Below are 15116 nucleotides of genomic sequence, written 5' to 3' on the forward strand. Positions count from 1 at the left end.
TCGTTATTCAGAAAAATAAAGGGGTTAACAGAATGAAGCGTAAAGCGATCGCAATCATGCTTGTCTTTTTGATGGCTACGACTATCCTCTCCAATGCGGCGGGAACGCTTCGGCATTCATTCGCCGCCGACGTCGTCTGGACGCCGATCGGCAGCGCGGCGGAGCTCGCCCAGATTCGCTTCGGACTGGCGGGCCATTACAGGTTGACGCAGGATATCGATCTGGCGGGGTACAACGCCGGAGACGGACGCGGTTGGGTGCCGATCGGCGGCAACGGAAGCTTATTTACGGGCAGCTTCGACGGCAACGGGTTTGTCATTCGCAATATGACGATCAATCGGCCGAACGACAATAACGTAGGTTTTTTCGGGGAGACGGGCAATGCGACGATAACCAATGTGCATTTGACGAACGTAAATGTAAAAGGGCATACATACGTGGGCGGACTGGCGGGCGCACCGGTTACTTCCACAATTAGCCGCGTTTCCGTCCAAGGCACCGTGTCCGGCGAGGGCGGCGTGGGCGGTTTGGTCGGCTACAACAGTCTGACGAACGTCTCCGACAGTTATGCCGCAGGACATATCGTCGCCGGCTCCGGAGACAGCTTCGGCGGATTGATCGGCTATGGTACCGGCAACGGTGCCCGAGGCTCGATCGCCCGTTCGTATTCGACTGCTGCCGTCGATTCGGGTACGAATGCCGGAGGCCTGGTCGGACGGGTGGATGGCTTCGTGCCGGCGACATCCGCCTATTGGGACACGGAGACAAGCGGGCAGCCTGCGTCAGCAGCGGGCACGGGCAAGCCGACCGCGCAGATGCTGCAAAAGTCGACGTACTCGGGCTGGGACTTCGCCGGCAACGGGACGGACGACCCGATCTGGGGCATGGTGGAAGGCGCTACCTATCCGCTTCATTACGGCGATTATAAAAAGGTAGCGCTTGCTTCTTTGATCGTAACGGATGCGGATGGTGCTGCGAAGGCACTGGACCGGGATTTTTCCGGCGGCTACGGGTCTTATAGCGTACGGGTGGGAAGCGAGACGGATCAGGTGAAGGTGTCGGGAACGCCGCTTGCATCGGGTTCGATCGTCTCGGTGGAAGGCGGAGCGAGCACGGAGGCACTTGCGCTGATTCCGGGCGAAAATACGTTTAAGGTAAAGGTCAGCGACGCCGGCGATCCGGCTGCGCTGAATGCCGTTTACAAGTTGACCGTCTACCGGGAAGACGGGAGCGTGCAGTACCCGCATCGGATCACGACCGCGGAGCAGTTGTCCAGCATCGGCGATTCGTCCGTCGGATACGAGCTGGACGACCGGTATGAGCTCGAAGCGGATCTGGATCTGACGGCCTATTCCGCCGCTGCGGGATGGGAGCCGATCGGCAGCGGAACGACGCCGTTTGCAGGCGTCTTCGAAGGGAACGGCCACACGATCGCGAACGTAAGCGTCAATCGTCCGACCTCCGACGATCAGGGCTTGTTCGGCGTCACGTCCGGGGCCGCAATCTCCAATGTCTCGATCGTGAATGCTGAAGTTGCAGGGGCCGATAGGGTCGGCGGGTTGATCGGCCGCGCCGAGAATACGATTGTAGCCGGCGTATCCGTCCAGGGTTCGGTCTCCGGCTCCGGCGATGTCGGCGGCCTGATCGGCGCTGCGGATGCCCTGACTTCCGTGCGCGAATCGTACGCGGCGGCCGAAGTGCAAGCGGGCAATGACGGCGGCGGCCTGATCGGCTCGGGCGCTGCGGCAGGATCGGTTACGCATGCCTTCTGGGACAACGAGCGAAGCGGGCAAGTTTCCTCGTCGGGCGGAGGGACGCCGCATAGCACGTCGGAAATGATGAAGAAAGCTACCTATACCGATTATCCCGGTTCGGTGTGGGCGTTCGGCAGCGGAAAACGGTGGGGCATCGTCGAAGGCACGACTTATCCGATGCCGTATGCGAGCCTTCAGGGCGTGAGCCCGACCGCGATCGCGGTCGCCGCGCCCGGCACGACCGTGACGATGACGCCTTCCGTCTTTAATGCATCGACAGGCATTTACGCGATTGCGCTCGCAGCGCCGGTTGCGCATGCGGAATTCACGGTGACGCCGGCAGCGGGACAGACCGTATCCATCGACGGCGTTAACGGCAATTCGCGGGCGGTCGATCTGACGCTGGGCGACAATCCGGTCGAGATCGTCGTGACGGGCGGCAACGGGCAGGTCGGCGTTTATCGGTTCGTGCTTGCCGTACCGTCGCCCTCGGCTGAAGTCGCCTCCGTTCCGCCGGGCGGCATTTACGGGATTGGCGACGAGTTGAATTTTACGGTCGCCTACGGTGATGCCGTTGACGTCGACTCCGGCTCGCCGCCGGCGCTGCCGATCGTGCTGGATGGCGGGGTGAGCAAGTCTGCTTCTTATTCGGGCATGTCGGGCGGAGATCCGCGCACGCTGCAGTTCCGTTATACCGTTCAGGAAGGCGATGAGGCTGCAGCCGGCATTCAGCTCGGGTCTGCGCTTGTCGCGGCTTCTCCTTCCTCCGTGACGGCCCTGGGCAGTTCCGTGTCTCTGGAGCTGGCGACGCCGCTGCCGGATACGAGCGGTATCGTCATCGATGGGGAGCTTCCCGAGATCGATCTCACGCCTTCGACGACAGCGCCGTCGGGCGGTGCCGTCACGATCGCCGTCGATACGGACGGTACAGGTACGGGCATCGCCGGAGTCAAATGGGCGGCGGGCAACCGAAGCATAGCCTATTTCGGCGGAGCGGGCACCGTCTTGTCGGGGGGATCGTTCGAGGCTGCGGATAATGGCACGTACACGGTTTATGCGATTGACGAAGCCGGCAACGAACAGATCAAGACGATCGATGTGACGAATATCGTTACGGCGAAGCCGACCGTACTGCTGGACTACAACCCCAAGACGGCGGTTCGCGCAAGCGTGGAAGTGTCGGTAACGACATCGGCAAACAACGCGGGAGCCGGCAACAAAATAGAGGCGTTGAAGTGGGCGGCGGGTTCGCTGGAGGCCGCGGACTTCGATGACCCGGCCGTGGGAACCGACGTGCCGTCCTCCGGAAAGTTCCATGTGACCGCGAACGGTACGTATACGGTCTACGCGGTTGATACGGCCGGCAACGAGCGGGTCGAGGAGATTGCGATCGCGAACATCGTGAGCGGGGCGCCTAGCATTACGCTGGACTATACGCCGAAGACCGCCGTGGCGGACGGCGTGGACATCGCGGTAACGGCGACTGTAGCCGATAACGCTGCGGGCAACAAAATAGAGGCGCTGAAATGGGCGGCGGGTTCGCTGGATTCGGCGGACTTCGGCGATCCGGCCGTCGGAGCCGACGTGCCGTCCTCCGGAACGTTCCATGTGACCGCGAACGGCACCTATACCGTGTACGCCGTTGATACGGCCGGTAACGAGCGGGTCGAGGAGATTGCGATCGCGAATATCGTGAGCGGGGCGCCTGTTCTTACGCTGGACTACACGCCGAAGACCGCCGTGACGGACGGCGTGGACATCGCGGTAACAGCGACTGTAGCGGATGATGCGGCGGGCAACAAAATCGAGGCGCTGAAGTGGGCGGCGGGTTCGCTGGATGCGGCGGACTTTGACGATCCGGCTGTCGGAGCCGACGTCCCGTCCTCCGGAAAGTTCCATGTGACCGCGAACGGCATCTATACCGTCTACGCGGTCGATACGGCCGGCAACGAGCGGGTCGAGAAGATTGCGATCGCGAATATCGTGAGCGGGGCGCCTGTTCTTACGCTGGACTACACGCCGAAGACCGCCGCGGCGGACGGCGTGGACATCGCGGTAACGGCGACTGTCGCCGTTGATGCTGCGGGCAACAAAATAGAGGCGCTGAAATGGGCGGCGGGCGCGCTGGAAGCAGCGGACTTCGATGACCCGGCCGTGGGAACCGACGTCCTGTCCTCCGGGACGTTCCATGTGACCGAGAATGGTACCTATACGGTCTATGCGGTCGATACGGCTGGCAACGAGCGGGTCGAGGAGATTGCGATCGCGAATATCGTGAGTGGGGTACCTGTCCTTACGCTGGACTATACGCCGAAAACTGCCGTGGCGGACGGCGTGGACATCGCGGTAACAGCGACTGTAGCGGATGATGCGGCGGGCAACAAAATAGAGGCGCTGAAATGGGCGGCGGGCGCGCTGGATGCGGCGGACTTTGACGATCCGGCTGTCGGAGCCGACGTCCCGTCCGCCGGAAAGTTCCATGTGACCGCGAACGGCATCTATACCGTGTACGCCGTCGATACGGCCGGCAACGAGCGGGTCGAGGAAATCGCGATCGCGAATATCGTGAGCGGGGCGCCTGTCCTTACGCTGGACTATACGCCGAAGACCGCCGCGGCGGACGGCGTGGACATCGCGGTAACGGCGACTGTAGCGGATGATGCGGCGGGCAACAAAATAGAGGCGCTGAGATGGGCGGCGGGCGCGCTGGAAGCAGCGGACTTTGGCGATCCGAGCGTCGGAACCGACGTGCCGTCCTCCGGAAAGTTCCATGTGACCGCGAACGGCACTTATACGGTCTATGCGGTGGATTCGGCGGGGAACCGGAAGGTTCGATCGATCGGCATCGATAACATTGTCGACCCTCCGGTGCCGCCCGCAATTTCAACGAATCCAGTATTAAATCAGGCATCCTTTTACATCGTTCCGGGACGCGAATATACGCTAACGATAGACGGGCTGGAGCTGTTCGTACCAGGAGATGCGATTAAGCAAGCAACGACCATCACACTTAAAAAGGTGACAGATGAGACCAAAAGCTTGCTTCAGCCCGGTCAATTGATCCTGTCTGACGTCTATGAATTGCTGAAGGACACGCCAGGCAAGTTCGACGCGCCTGTCCGCCTGCGACTCAATTTAAAGAACCATTCCTGGGCCGACGATCAAAATCCGGCATTAGTTTACTACGATGAGACGAGTGCGAAATGGGCGACCATCGGAGGGAAGCTTTCCGGTAACACGCTGGCAGGAGAGACGGATCACTTCACCATGTTTGCCGTAATGCCGGTGACCGACGAGCCGACTTCCGAGCAGCCGATTCCGGTGCCGTCCGACATTTCCGGGCATTGGGCCGAGAAAGAGATTGCTGACGCGGTCGCCAAAGGAATTGTCTCCGGATATCCCGACGGGACGTTACGTCCTAACCTTCCGGTCACGCGCGCCGAATTCGCATTGCTGCTGTATCGCGTATTGGCGTTGCCGGCAAGCAGACTTACGAACTTTGCGGACAAGAACGATATTCCGGCATGGGCCAGCGATGCAGTGGCTGCTGTCGCAGCAGCCGGCATTGTCAGCGGTTATCCGGACAATAGCTTCCGTCCGGGCGCTCGCCTGAGCCGAATCGAGACGGCCGCGCTGATCGCAAGAGCCGCACGATTGCCTGCAACGAATACGCAGCGGACTTCATTCGCCGACGATGCCGCGATCGCCGAGTGGGCGCTGCCGTATATCAATGCTACATACGAAGCGGGGCTTGTGCAAGGGCAGAGTCTTAACAGGTATAATCCGCTGACTCCGATCACGCGCGCCGAAGCGGTCGTGCTGCTGGCGCGGCTGGTATCGTTGAAGTAGTTCAAGCCTATGGACAAAGCGCGTAAATAAAAATGCAAGAGGACTGTCCCGTCATTTGAGACGACAAGGGGGGCAGTCCTCTGTTTTTACGGGGCAAAGGCCCGCGCGATCGCATCACGAACGCCCAGGCTCGGGTTTCTTGCTGCGCAGCAGCAACTACATCAAAAAACAGGTAGTTCGGGACCGATTTTATTTGCGGCAGCAGGCGGTAAATTTGATATGCTGGAAGAGGAAGGAGGATGGCTCCTTGGAAGAAAAAATTCGAATTTTTATATGCGAGGACGACCCGGTGTTCCTGCTGCTGTTGACCAAGCGGCTCGCGAGGGAGCCGGGACTTGCCGTGGTCGGTTCGGCGGACGGGAAGGAAGCGCTGCTGGCCGCGCTGGACTCGGTGCCGTTCGACGTCCTGCTGCTGGATTTGAATTTGGCCGACAAAAACATGGAGGGGCTCGAGATCGCACTCGAGCTGCGCAACGGCCGCATCGAAGCGGGAGGTGTCCCTCCCCGGATTATCGTGCTGACCTCGATGGACGAGGACGAGATCGTCGCCCATACGCTCGGCTTCGGTCATGTGGCAAATTACATCACGAAGGAATTTGCCGACGACATTCCAGCCGCCGTTCGCGACGCTTACTACGGTCGATCCGGTATTCATCACTCGGCTGCGCGCAAGGTGCTTAAGACTCTTGGGGAGCAGCAGGAGCGTGAGCTGCGGAAGAAAATCACCCCTAAGCAGGTGGCGATCCTGAGACTGCAGTACGCCGGATACAGCCGCAAGCAAATAAGCGATATGCTGTTTTACAGCGAATATACGATCAACAACGAACTATGCAAGATCTCATCCGTATTGAAGGGCAAATTCCCGTATCTCGAATGGCTTCGGCTCAAGAAACACAACTCCAGGGAAATATTGCAGCTCGCCAAGCTCCTTCATATCATTTGATTTGTACGGAAGGGCGATGTCATGCTGTTTTTGTTTCTCACTTTGATGCTGGTATCCGCGCTGCTGCTTCGATTTAATCCGCGGCGTCCCGACGTGCGCTGGCTCGTTTTTTTTCTGCTGGCCTGGGCCTTGGGCGCATTCGGCTATTTTATCGAAGAATACGTGACGCCCACCGCGAGGACGCCGGCTTTTTGGAACAGCTTGCGAAGCTGGCTGAAGCTGCTCGGCGACTCTGCCGCCCCCTATGCGTTTTTGATGTTCGCCATCGTGTATTCCGCTGCCGCGAGAGGGCGCCGCAGGGCGTTATGGTCCGCACTTTTGGCGCTGCCTCCTCTTTACGTATATTACCTGATGCCCCACCCTTCGCAGGGCGGAAGCTATACGATCCTTTCCGTCTACTTCGTCCCCTACTACGTCGCGGGCGCCGCAATCTTGATCGTCTCATGGCTCCGAGAGCGCAATCTGTCGGTCAGACCGGAGAAGCTGGCGACTGCCGCTCTGATCGTGCCGCCGGTATTGGCCTATACATGGTTCGATAATCACATCAAGGCCGTCTGGTCCTTCCGCTACTATCGCTACGTTCCGCTGCTGATTTGCGCTACGGCGTTCCTGATCGTTTTTGCGTTGCTGGCTTCAAAGCAAGGCGTGCTTGGCGTACGGCTGCTGCTGCGAAGACAGATGATCGACGAGACGCGCAGAGGGATCGCTTCCGGCGCTTCGATGATCAATCATGCGCTCAAAAATCGTCTGATCAATATCGAGCTCCTGGCCCGGGAAACGCAGGAGCAATCCAAAGACGCCGGGCAGGCGGAAAATATGGCGCTTATTCTTGCCGAAGCCCGGCACATGAGGACGCTCGTCGGACAAATCCAGAAGCAAGTGGAGGACATCAGGCTGACCGTCACGGATTGCGATGTCGGCGATTTGCTGCGCGAGGCGGCGGCCGCGCATCAGGTCGCGATGACCGGACAAGGAATCGAGCTTATACTAGATATTCCAAAGGGGGCGGGAGCGGGCGCACGGGCGGATGCCGTCCATCTCCGGGAAGTGTTCGGGAACTTGATCCGCAACGCGGTCGAGGCGATCCATCGGACGGAGGGCGGCTTCATCGCCATACGGCTGATCGAGCGGCCGGGCGCAATCGAGATCCGGATCGCGGATAACGGTACCGGGCTTGCGGAAGCGGAGCCCGATAAAATATTTCAGCCGTTTTATTCGACCAAGTCGAATGCCGATAATTTCGGTCTTGGCTTGTCTTACTGCTACTCCGTCGTTCAGAAGCACGGAGGCGCCATTGAGGCGCATAGCCGGCCGGGGGACGGCGCGACATTTATTCTTCGGCTGCCTGCCGGGAGAAGTCAGTCAACGCCGTCGTATTTCGGGTAGCGCGAGTCAAGGCTTTTAGCTCTGATCGGAACATTAGCGATTTTCCAGTAGTTTCATCCCGAAGGGTCTCTGCTATCATCGGTTTGGATTCGGAAGCGACCGAGGAGGAGTAGGGATGAAAAGGAACAAGAAGGCGCGGATGAAGCGCGCCGCTTGGTATGCGGCGCTGCTCTCGGCCTGGATGGCCGTGGCGCCGCTAGGCGCAAGCGCGGTACCGCTGTATCAAGGAATGAGCTTGCTGCCGGCTGGGTCCCAGCCGCGCAGCGCGGCCGCGGCCGACTTCAATGGCGACGGCAATCCGGATATTGCCGTCGCCGATGCGAGCGACAATAAGATCACGCTGTATCTGGGCCGAGGGGACGGCACCTTCGGCACGGGAACCGACTACGCGGTGGGCTTGACCCCGTTTGCCATCGCAGTCGGACAGCTCGACGGCGATGCTCTCCCGGATCTTGCCGTCGCCAATCAGGGCGGAGAGAGCGTGTCGATCCTGACAGGCAACGCCGACGGAACCTTCGACGCCGCTGTCGAATACTCCGCGGGCGCGGGCGCCGTGCCGCTTGCCGTCGCGGTCGGCTTTTTTAACGGAGACGCCTATGCGGACCTGGCCGTTGCGAGCAACGGCGACTCGGTTCATATTTTGCTCGGCGACGGGCAGGGCGCGTTCAGCTTCGCAGGCAGCTTTGCAACGGGCGTGTCACCTACGGCAGTGGCCGTCGAAGATTTCAACTCGGACCATATCGCGGATCTTGTGACGGCGAATTACAATTCGCAGAATCTGTCCGTCCTGCTTGGAGCGGGCGACGGCTCGTTCGGAGCCGCATCTACGCTGCCGCTGACCGATGCGGCAGCATCCGTAGTCGCGGGGGATTACAACGGAGACGGCTATGCCGATATCGCGGCAAGCGGGCCGTCAGCGGTGACGATTCGTCTCGGCGACGGACAGGGACAGTTCGGGACGGAGGTGGTCCGGAGTACCGCAGCGGATGCTTTTTCTCTCGTCGCGGCAGACTTCGACAAGGATGGCAGGACGGACTTCGCGGCAGCCGATTATAACGGGCATCGGGCGGTGCTCTGGAAAGGCAACGGAGACGGCACGCTGCAGCCTGACGCCTATTATGCATCGAACGCGAGGACGATCGCCTTGGCAGCCGCCGACTTCGATAGCGATGGCAGCGTCGATCTGGTCGCCGTCAACGAGAACGCGCGGGATATCACCCTGCTGCCGGGCAGTGGCGACGGCACGTTCCAATCTCCCACAGCTTACCGGCTTAGCGGGAACCCCGCGGCAGCCGTCTCAGCCGATTTCAACGAAGACGGCATCCCGGATATTGCGACCGCGAACGAATCGGCCCCTTTCGTCGACATCAGCCTGGGCCATAGCGACGGAACCTTCACGCCTGCCGGCACCGTGCAGATCGGTGTCGGCGCCAGCGCAATCGGCATCGGATTATTCAATGCCGACTCGCATCTCGATCTGGCCGTGGTCAATGCCGGCGCCGACAGCGTCTCGATTTTATTGGGGCACGGCGACGGCACGTTCGCATCAAAGGCCGATTACCTGCTCTCGCTGGCGGGCTCGAACCCTTCGGGCATCGCAGTCGACGACTTCAACGGAGACGGCTATGACGATTTTGCTGTCGCGAACGAAGTCTATCATGACCTTGACATTTATATTGCCAGTGCCGGCGGAACGGGCAGTTTTGCCTACTCAGGCAGCTATATGGTCGGTACGAATCCCTCGGCTGTCGTCGCGGGAGACTTTAATGGCGACACGTTTGTCGATTTGGCCGTGGCGGGTAAAGGGTCGAACGACATTACCGTTCTGATGGGTGCGGGCGACGGTACGTTCGGAACGTCCGTTTTCTTCGCTACGGGAGATAGCCCTACCGCCTTGGCAGTCGGACAGTACGACGGCGACGGCTATCTTGATCTGGCGGTGGCGAACGGAGGGCCAGGTACGGTATCCTTGTTCCGCGGCGCCGGCGACGGCACGTTCGGGGTGGCGTTCGACACGCCCGTCGGTTCAAATCCGGTGTCCCTGGCGGCGGGAGACTTGGACGGCGACGGCGACCTCGATCTGGCCGTTGCGAACAAAGGCAACAATCTGATCTCCCTTCTGCTGGGCAATGACGACGGCACCTTGTCCGCCGCGGAACCGATCTATGTCGGTAAATACGCCTATCCGTCGGCGGTAGCGATCGTTCCTTTCGACGGCCAAGACCTGGTCGGCCTTGTCGTCGCGGAGTCCAATTGGAAGCGGCTGTCCGTCTATAAGCCGTTTCCGTTCAAAGGCATGATCTCGCTGCAAGCGGCCTCCTCCCCTATTTCCGAGAAAGACGGCAACGCTGCGATCACGGTCGTCCGCACGGGCGGCAGCGGTACGGCCAGCGTCGATTACTCGACCTCCGACGGCACTGCCACGGCCGGAGCGGATTATATCGGCGCGTCCGGCAAGATTGTTTTTCGAAACGGAGAAACGAGCAAGACGATCTCAATTCCGATCGTAAACGATACGGAGGTCGAAGGCGAAGAGACGTTCAACATTCAACTGAGCAATCCGCTTGCCGGAGCGGACCTGGGAGCCGTTGCCACAGCCGTGCTGACGATCGCCGACGACGACGCGGATTCGTCCGATCCGGATCCGTCGACGCCGACGCCGACAACGCCTGCACCGGAAACGCCTGCCCCAACGACGACGGCCTCGCCTACACTCGCACCCGCTTCGCCCGATCCGTCGACATCTCCGCCGCCGTCGCTCGAATCTCCCAATAAGCTCGCGTTCACCGATATTGCGGGACATTGGGCGGAGCCTGTCATTCTAACGTCGGCCCGGGAGGGCTGGGCGCAGGGTTACCCGGACGGCACCTTCAGGCCGAATCGAACGATTACGCGGGCGGAGTTCGCGACGCTGCTGTCCCAGGCTTGGTCGAAGGAATCGCCGACAGCCGAATTACGTTTTTTTGATGCCGGGCGGATTGGCGATTGGGCACGGATGGCCGTTGGGCAGGCCGTTCAGTTTGGGCTAATACAAGGTTACCCGGACGGCACGTTCCGGCCGGACCGGCCGATTACGAGGGCCGAGGCGGCGGCAATGATTCAGGGGCTGTTTACTGCAACGCTGCCCGAACCGGGCGAGACGGGGTTCAGCGACGATGGCGACATTCCGGACTGGGCGAGGCTCGCGGTGCAAGTTGCCCGCGACAAGGGTCTGCTCGAGGGAAGGGGAGCCAACCGCTTTGTGCCCGGCGGCTATACGACGAGAGCGGAGGCGGTCGCGCTTGTATCCCGTCTCCTGTCGCTGCGCGAGGAGCGCTTATGAGCCGGCTGCAAGCGGGCTGTTCCTGCTGCTGAGGATCGCCCTAACTTGAGGCCCAGAAGATTCCTCGCGTTTGACTTACGGCGGCACTGAAGCTGTTCGCCATCGTTTTATGGCTGACGGCCTTTTTGCCCTCCAGGAGGAGGTGAAGGGGCTTTCGCCTACAGCGACGGGTCCTGCCACGCTTTGAATAACCGAGTCTTCCCTTTATTTTGTTCATCCATTATGCCATCCAATAGGGCATTCGGAGCGCGTTATACGCAAGGCAGGCCTGCCCCTTGATTGCGCGTCTAAAACGGGGGGGGGGGGGATATGCTTAGAATAACAAAAGAAGCCGGTGGGCCAACACCGACTTCCTGCACAACTGCTTCGGCGGGGGCGCCTCCAACTGAATCAGCTGGACGAAATGACCCTTTTCCCGTGGCGCGAACCTAGGGCGGATCATTTCCGTTTATTCAAGTAAGTGAGCAACGCCAGGATAAACATGCCGGGCATCATCCTTCTTGAAATGAAAATGTCATAGCCTCACCTCCAAGGAGGAGGACTATACCGACTAGGCGAGTCGTACAAACTATATAATGTCATCTTATGCCACCTTCGGGGTGGCTTTCTTTATGTCAAAACGAAGGGTTACTATGGCTTAGATGACTGCATCCAAACTACCTGCGGATCAGCAAATTCATCCTGGATCGGGGCTTTTTCTACCTGGAACGCCGATACGCCTTCGGCGACATGCCGAGGTAGACAGCTGGCACGACCGCGTCGGCTTGGTGGCGCGATACCAGAATGCGGACAATTATTACTATATGAGCTATTTGGGCTACTAGCATACGGTATCGCTGGTGAAATATCAGAACGGGTCCGACACGACGCTGGCTTCGGCGCCCCTCAGCGCAGATCCGGCGTTTACTCCCATATGCAAAAGGCGCACTTCGATGACTTTAACGTACAGAAGCTTTAAGGTCGTTAAAGAGGCGCTAGAGCGGAGGGAGCCCGAGGGCAGTGGAGCTCCCACCAGGCGCGATGCAAGCGAGAACCGCACAGTTTTTGTGCGGTTCTTTGCCGCGGACGCGGCTTGGGAGCCGGGCGCTAGTCTTTGGCCGAAGCCGCCATTGCACCGGCCGTCTATACGGAATCTAGTCGTCAAAACCAAACTAATGGTCAGCGGATTGAAAGCGGTGACAGTCGGTTCGTCGGTACAATGGTTCCATGGGTACGCAAAAGAACGATGGAGGCGACACGCATGGATTCCTTGCACATATACGGCTTGACGGCGGAATATCGGACTCGGCTGCTGGGGACGGATGTCCGGCATCCGCGGATCAGCTGGAAGCTGCGATCCGAGCGCAAAAGTACGGTTCAGGAAGCGTATCGGATTCAGGTGGCCCAGGGACAAGCCGACTTTGAATCGCCCCTGTGGGACACCGGGCGCATCCAATCGGACGAATCGGTGCTTATTCCCTATGAGGGATCGGAGGCGCAATCCCGCACGAGATATTATTACCGCGTCAAGGCGTGGGACGGGTTCGGCCGGGAATCCGAGTGGAGCGAGACGGAGTGGTGGGAGACCGCGCTGCTGTCCGCGGATGAATGGCAAGCGCAATGGATCACCCCCGATCCGCGCGCGATCGATCCCGCGGCGGAGCCGGCGTTCCTGCTGCGCAAGCCGTTCGACCTGAACGAAGGGGATATCGTATCCGCGCGCATCTACGCGACGGCCGCCGGTGTCTACGAGCTGTACCTGAACGGCAGCAAGGTCGGCGACGAAGAGCTCGCGCCCGGCTGGACGAGCTACAACAACCGGCTGCAATACCAGACCTACGACGTGACGGCGCTGCTTCGCAAAGGCGGCAACGCATTGGGGGCGACGGTGGCGAACGGCTGGTACAAAGGGCGTCTGGGCTGGGAAAACAAGTCCAACCATTACGGCGACAGAAGAGCAGTCCTCGTTCAATTGCATATCCGGTATCGGGACGGCGCGGAGGTCGTGATCACGAGCGACGAGAGCTGGAAGGCGGCGACGGGTCCCGTGCTCCTGTCCGAGCTCTACGACGGAGAAACCTATGATGCCCGCCTCGAATGGAAGGGCTGGAGCGAGACGGGCTTCGACGACGCCGACTGGCACGCGACAGAACGGCTAGAACTCGGTTACTCGCGCCTGGTCGCGCAGGAGAACGTGCCGACGCACGTCACTGAGACGCTCGCACCGATCGCAGCGATCCGCACGCCAGCGGGAGACACGGTCCTAGACATGGGGCAGAACATGGTCGGACGGATTCGGCTGACGGTGGCCGCTCCGAGAGGCACGGCGATCAAGCTGACGCACGCCGAGGTGCTGGACAAGCAAGGCAACTTTTACATGGGCAACATCCGTACCGCCAAGCAGACCGTCACCTACATTGCGCGAGGCGAAGGGACGGAAACATACGCGCCGCACTTTACGTTCCAAGGCTTCCGTTACGTCAAGGTAGAAGGGTTCCCCGATCAGGAAAACGGATTGCCGCTCGATGCCTTCGCGGGCGAAGTGATGCATTCCGACATGCAGCGGACCGGCGCGTTCGAATGTTCCGACGAGATGGTGAATCGGCTGCAGCGCAACATCGTATGGGGTCAGCGCGGCAACTTCCTCGACGTGCCGACAGATTGTCCGCAGCGCGACGAGCGTCTCGGCTGGACCGGAGACGCCCAGGTATTCGCGCCGACCGCCTTGTTCAACTACAACGGCGCGCCTTTTTTTGCCAAGTGGCTGCGCGACCTCAAAGCCGACCAACTGCCGGACGGCAGCGTGCCGTTCGTCGTGCCGAACATCCTGCAGGGCTACAATGCGGCGGCGTGGAGCGATGCGGCCACCGTCGTTCCTTGGGCGCTGTATGTCAGCTACGGCGACAAACGGATCTTGGCCGAACAGTATGGCAGCATGAAGGCATGGGTCGACTATATTCGCGGCCAAGGGGAGCAGGAGCATATCTGGAATACGGGCTTCCACTTCGGCGACTGGCTGGCGCTGGACGCCAAGGAAGGCAGCTATATGGGCGCCACGCCGAACCATATGGTGACCGCGGCCTACTTCGCCCTTTCCGCGCGCATCCTCGGGGAGGCGGCGAGCCTGCTCGGATTGGCGGAGGATGCGGCTTATTACGGCGCGCTGGCGAAGCGAGTCGCGGCGGCCTACCGCGACGAGTTCATCACGCCGAACGGTCGGGTCGCCGCCCAGACGCAGACCGCCCATATCATCGCGCTCGTCTTCGACCTCGTCGAATCGAAGGACCGACTCCGGATCGCCAGCGATTTGAACGAGATGATCGTGGACAACGATTATCATCTGACGACCGGCTTCGTCGGCACGCCGTTCCTTTGCTTCGCGCTGTCGGACAACGGCTATCATGAGACGGCGGTCAAGCTGCTGCTCCAAGACACGTATCCGTCCTGGCTGTATTCAGTGGCCAAGGGCGCGACGACGATCTGGGAGCACTGGGACGGCATCAAGCCGGACGGATCGTTCTGGAGCGACGATATGAACTCCTTCAACCATTACGCCTACGGCGCGGTGGGCGATTGGATGTACCGCAAGATCGAGCCCGACTATACGGGCGGCAGGCTCGGCCACGCGTGTGCATCCTACGAGTCGATGTACGGCAAGATCGAGTCGGACTGGGCGTTTGTAGGGAGCGGGAACGGGAATGAGGACGAGATCGAGCTGCGCGCGACGATTCCGGCCAACGCCAGCGCATCCATTCTGCTGCGCGGCGCGGACGCGGACCAAGTCAGCTGCAACGGAGCCGGCCTGGCGGACGCCGAAGGGATCGTCTTTTTCTGCCAAGAGGCGGACGGCGTCCGCGTCGAGGCGGGCTCGGGCGAATACGCC

5 protein-coding genes are annotated in these 15116 nt (G+C 60.5%); all 5 read left to right on the top strand.

The features are described 5' to 3' along the window. Positions 1 to 32: 32 nt before the first annotated feature. Entirely contained in the window at positions 33 to 5603 is a 5571-nt protein-coding gene (locus tag KVT38_RS26640) for an S-layer homology domain-containing protein (RefSeq protein ID WP_217596789.1), read from the top strand. Between the two features lie 247 nt (positions 5604 to 5850). Continuing rightward, positions 5851 to 6546, top strand: a complete 696-nt coding sequence (locus KVT38_RS26645) for a response regulator transcription factor (protein ID WP_217596790.1) — start codon at positions 5851 to 5853, stop codon at positions 6544 to 6546. A gap of 21 nt (positions 6547 to 6567) precedes the next feature. Then, positions 6568 to 7932 carry a sensor histidine kinase gene (locus KVT38_RS26650; RefSeq protein WP_217596791.1) on the top strand — a complete coding sequence of 455 codons (1365 nt, stop codon included), beginning with the start codon at positions 6568 to 6570 and terminating at the stop codon, positions 7930 to 7932. Between the two features lie 115 nt (positions 7933 to 8047). Continuing rightward, a complete protein-coding gene (locus KVT38_RS26655; RefSeq protein WP_217596792.1) occupies positions 8048 to 11254 on the top strand; it encodes an FG-GAP-like repeat-containing protein in 3207 nt (1068 codons plus the stop codon). A 1240-nt stretch (positions 11255 to 12494) separates the two neighbouring features. Then, positions 12495 to 15116, top strand: a 2622-nt coding sequence (locus tag KVT38_RS26660) for an alpha-L-rhamnosidase (protein WP_217596793.1), incomplete at its 3' end; no start/stop codon positions are given.

This window comes from Cohnella sp. GbtcB17 (assembly GCF_019091135.1).
Lineage (GTDB): Bacteria > Bacillota > Bacilli > Paenibacillales > Paenibacillaceae > Cohnella.